This window comes from Brevundimonas sp. (assembly GCF_023259385.1).
In the GTDB taxonomy this organism is placed as follows: domain Bacteria; phylum Pseudomonadota; class Alphaproteobacteria; order Caulobacterales; family Caulobacteraceae; genus Brevundimonas.
On sequence record NZ_JAHFPF010000297.1, the window covers coordinates 1 to 4,036 of the forward strand.

6 protein-coding genes are annotated in these 4,036 nt (G+C 71.3%); 4 read left to right on the top strand and 2 right to left on the bottom strand.

All coding sequences use genetic code 11. From position 1 onward, the window contains the following. Window positions 1-400: FAD-dependent oxidoreductase (locus tag Q0C81_RS17045; protein ID WP_291840788.1), on the top strand; the 400-nt coding region annotated here is incomplete at its 5' end. Here the strand turns inward: Q0C81_RS17045 and Q0C81_RS17050 are convergent. Next, entirely contained in the window at window positions 401-1,135 is a 735-nt protein-coding gene (locus Q0C81_RS17050) for a TonB family protein (RefSeq protein WP_291840791.1), read from the bottom strand. Window positions 1,136-1,308: 173 nt separating this feature from the next. On the opposite strand from Q0C81_RS17050, the gene Q0C81_RS17055 reads away from it, so the two are divergent. Further along, complete coding sequence (locus Q0C81_RS17055) at window positions 1,309-2,109, top strand: transglycosylase SLT domain-containing protein (RefSeq protein WP_291840793.1); 801 nt, start codon at window positions 1,309-1,311, stop codon at window positions 2,107-2,109. A 79-nt stretch (window positions 2,110-2,188) separates the two neighbouring features. After that, entirely contained in the window at window positions 2,189-3,331 is a 1,143-nt protein-coding gene (locus Q0C81_RS17060; protein ID WP_291840796.1) for a DUF2336 domain-containing protein, read from the top strand. Here the strand turns inward: Q0C81_RS17060 and Q0C81_RS17065 are convergent. Further along, a complete protein-coding gene (locus Q0C81_RS17065) occupies window positions 3,328-3,858 on the bottom strand; it encodes a hypothetical protein (RefSeq protein ID WP_291840799.1) in 531 nt (176 codons plus the stop codon). The genes Q0C81_RS17060 and Q0C81_RS17065 overlap by 4 nt on opposite strands. Here Q0C81_RS17065 and Q0C81_RS17070 point away from each other — a divergent pair. Next, the coding region (locus Q0C81_RS17070; protein WP_291840802.1) for a hypothetical protein at window positions 3,857-4,036 on the top strand (180 nt) is incomplete at its 3' end. The two genes, Q0C81_RS17065 and Q0C81_RS17070, sit on opposite strands and share 2 nt — an antisense overlap.

Below are 4,036 nucleotides of genomic sequence, written 5' to 3' on the forward strand. Positions count from 1 at the left end.
GACGCCGGTGCGCTGCGCCACGCCCGGACGGGTCCTGCGCGGGCCCGGAGGCTATGCGGCTCCGACGGCGGACGGCGCCCTGTGCGGCGCCACGATGGAGGCGGGCGAGCGCAGCGTGGCGCCCGACCGCACCGTCGCCGCCCGTCAGGCGGAGATGGGCCTGTCCCTGATCGGCGCGGAAGGCGAGGCCGGAGAACCTCGCGTCGGCATCCGGGGCGCGTCGCCGGACGGCCTGCCGATGGCGGGCCCGTCCGGCGCGGACGGCCTCTATCTGGCCCTGGCGCCGCGCCGCAACGGCTGGCTGCTGGGGCCGCTGGTGGCCCATGTGGTCGCGGACGCACTTGAGGGCCGGGCGTCTCTTGCGGACGCCTCGGCCCTCTCGCCCCACCGGTTCGCCTGATCAGTCAGCCGGCGGCACGAAGCGCAGGTTGATGGCGACCCGGGATCCTTCCGGCGCTCCGTCCACGGTGCGCGGGCTGACGCGGAAATGGCGCGACAGGTTCTGCGCGGCGCGGCCGAAGCCCTGACCGGCCGGCGTTTCACCGGCGACCGCGCAGTCCGAGACCGAGCCGTTGGCCTCGACCAGGCAGTTCAGCGACACCGAACCGGCGGTTCCCGCCGCGATGGCGCGGGCCGGATAGGCGCGCATCATCTGCTCGGCCGTGGGCTGGCGGACCCAGCTGGGGTCGCGGATCACGCGGGCGGGGGGCGGTTCGGCGACCGGCTCGCGCGCCGGCGGCGCCTCGGGCGTGGGGTGTTCGACCGTTGGAATGCTGATCGGGCCGGAGGTCGGCCTGGCGTCCGGATTGATCGGGATGTTCAGGATCTCCGTGGGCCTGGTCGGCGCCGGGGTCTCGTGGATCGGGGCATTGGGCGCCGCCGGCTTGCTCTCCACCGGCTTCGGCTTGGGCGGGGGCTCCAGCGTGATGATCGGACCCGTCATCGGCGGAGTCTCTTCTATCGGCGGCAGCTTCATCTCGAAGCGTTGGTAGTAGAGCGCGACGCCGACCCCGATGTGGGCCGTCGCCACCAGGCCGATCGCGATCCAGGCGGAGCGCGACAGTCCGGGGCCTTTCCGTTCGTGGAAGTCGATGGGGCTAACCAGTCCTGGCCCGCCCGCTGTTCTGATCATCATGGCCGTACTCTTCCCTGTCTTTTCGCCGTCCCCACAGCGTCCCTGACGGAAATGGAGCGCTGCCGTTGGGGCGGGTTTGCGGCGAGGGTCTGGCGGGATTGGACACACCAAAGAACGTGACTTTGCGGTCACGTTAAGGTCTGATTAACCAGAGTTCCCCAGCATTAACGATTATGACCATCAGGGCGATTCCATCGTCGGGCGGGGTAGAGGCGGCCATTCGGCGTGCGTCCAGCGCGACGGGTGTGGACGCCGACTTCCTCGTGCGCACCGCCCGGCGCGAAAGCGCGATGAACCCCAATGCGCGGGCGCCGACCTCGTCCGCCTCGGGTCTGTTCCAGTTCATCGAACAGACCTGGCTGGGCACGGTGAAGGCCCACGGCGCCAAGCACGGCTACGGCCAGTACGCCGACCTGATCTATCGCGGTTCGGACGGGCGCTGGCGGGTCGAGGGCTCGGCCCGCAACGTGGTGCTGGACCTGCGCTTCGATCCCCAGGCCGCCTCGACCATGGCCGGCGAGCTGACGGCCCAGAACGCCGCCTATCTGCGCGGCCGCACGGGGCGCGAGCCGGGGGCGGGCGACCTGTACGCGGCCCACTTCCTGGGGCCGGCGGGCGCGGCTCAGCTGATGGAGGCCATGGACCGGCGTCCGGGCTCCAGCGCCGCGTCGATCTTCCCCGAGGCGGCATCGGCAAACCGTTCGATCTTCTACCGCGACGGCCGCCCGGCGACGGTGGCCGAGGTCCACGCCAACCTGCAGCGCTCGGCGGGTGGCGGGGCCCCCGCCTCGGGTGCCGGCGACGGCCTGCCCGCCGCGCCGCCGTTGTCCGAGCGGGACCAGATGCTGGCCGCGCGGCTGGATCGGCTGAAACAGGACCAGAGCCTGCTGGCCCTGCTGCTCGGCCAGGACGGCGACGGCAAGGCGGGCGGCTTCGGCGGCGCCTTCGGACCGGACGAGAAGACCAACGCCTGAGCGCGAATCCGGCCATGGTGAACCGCCCGTTAACGATACCGGGCCGATGCTGCCCGCCTGATCAGACCTTGAGCGTCCCATGACCGCCTACCGCGCCAGCCTGACCGAGATCGACATCCGTCGGCTGATCCAGTCGAACGACGAGGACGAGCGCGCCGCCGCCGCCCACAAGCTGTGCCGGAACATGGACAAGGCCGAGCTGGACGAGCACGACCGCGCCGCCGCCCACAAGATCCTGCGTCTGCTGGCCAATGACGCCGCCGAACTGGTGCGCCGGGCCATGGCGGTGACGCTGAAGGCCTCGGACCTGATCCCGCGCGACGTGGCCCGCCGGCTGGCCGCCGACGTCGACAGCGTGGCCCTGCCGTTGATCAACTTCTCCCCCGTCTTCTCGGACGAGGACCTGATCGAGATCGTGCAGGCCGGTTCGGTCGTGCGCCAGACCGCCGTGGCCGGACGCCCGCGGGTCAGCCGCGACGTCGCCGCCGCCGTGGCCGAAGTGGGCGCCGAACCCGCCGTGCGGGCGCTGGCCGCCAACGACAACGCCGACATCGCCGAAAGCGCCCTGGGCCGCTGCGTCGACCGCTTCGGCGCCTCGCCCGAGATCATCGCGGCCCTGGCCTACCGCCAGGTCCTGCCGCTGTCGGTGACCGAGCGTCTGGTCGAACTGGCCTCCGAGGCGGTGCGCGAGCATCTGGTCACCCGCCACTCGGTCGCGCCCGAGACCGCCATCCGCCTGGCCTCCTTCGCCCGCGAGCGCGCCACGGTCGATCTGGTCGATCAGGCCTCCGGCCACGCGGACCTGTCCCAGTTCGTCGCCACCCTGCATGCGCGGCGCGCCCTGACCGGCTCCCTGCTGCTGCGGGCGCTGGCGCGGGGACAGATGGCCCTGTTCGAGCACGGGTTGGCCGAGCTGGCCGGGGCGCCGCACCAGCGGGCCTGGCTGATGATCCACGACGCCGGCCCGCTGGGCCTGAAGGCCATCTACGACCGGGCCGGCCTGCCGCCGCGCCTGTTCCAGGCCTTCCGCGCCGGGGTCGACACCTGGCGGTCGCTGCAGGCCGAGGGCGTGGACACCACCGACGACGCCTTCCGCCAGCAGATGCTCGAGCGCTTCCTGACCCAGCGCCCGAACGCCCCGCGCGAGGACCTGGCCTATCTGATGGAACGACTGGACCAGGACCCGGTCGCCGCCCCGGCGCGCGCGGGCGTGGCGGCCTAGTTCTCGGACCGCCAGCATGGCTCCAGAGCGTCCATCGACGCTTCAAGCCAATCCCGGACGGGGCCCGCGCCTCCGTGCGCAAGGGTCAGTTCGACAGGCGCGCCGTCAGCGGCGACCGCTCTGATCGTCAGGCGATAGCCTTGATGGAGATAGCCCAGGTTCGGCGGCGTCGGCCGGGAGCCTACCGCGGTTTCGACCGGCTGGATCTCGATGCGCGGCAGTGCGATGCGCTCCAGACGGCTCACAGCCTCGATCAGCGCGGGGCACGAGGACCCGGCGGCGGATCGCGCCGCGCCGTTCGCTTCAACCAGCACGGCACGCCACGAAACGGGCGACCCGCTGCCCGCACGATCCTTGTAGAAGGTCAGGGTGCTGCGTTCGCCGGCTTCGCCACGGATCATCTCGACGATAGCGGCGGCCGGTGGACCTCCCCGTTCACCAACAAGGGCCTGGGCCTGCGCCCAAGCAGGCGCTGAGACCACGTAAAGGGCGGCTAGACCGGCGGCGTAGTGGCGGTTCCAGGACATGGTTGTCCGTCCGGGGCTTACTGGAACCTTCATCGTCAGCGATGCGGCAACTTCAGGTCAATGGTTCACTACCGTCGGTAGGTTGCTTGAAGCGCACACAGCAAAACGCCCGCCGGTGAGGGCGGGCGTTCGCGAAACTCTTGATCGTATTCGATCACGCGAAGTGCTGGGCCACCTT

Bases quoted from the DNA above. Each gene is read 5' to 3' on its own strand.
- Q0C81_RS17055 (WP_291840793.1), top strand. From the start codon at position 1,309: ATGACCATCAGGGCGATTCCATCGTCGGGCGGGGTAGAGGCGGCCATT.
- Q0C81_RS17065 (WP_291840799.1), bottom strand. From the start codon at position 3,858: ATGTCCTGGAACCGCCACTACGCCGCCGGTCTAGCCGCCCTTTACGTG.
- Q0C81_RS17060 (WP_291840796.1), top strand. From the start codon at position 2,189: ATGACCGCCTACCGCGCCAGCCTGACCGAGATCGACATCCGTCGGCTG.
- Q0C81_RS17050 (WP_291840791.1), bottom strand. From the start codon at position 1,135: ATGATGATCAGAACAGCGGGCGGGCCAGGACTGGTTAGCCCCATCGAC.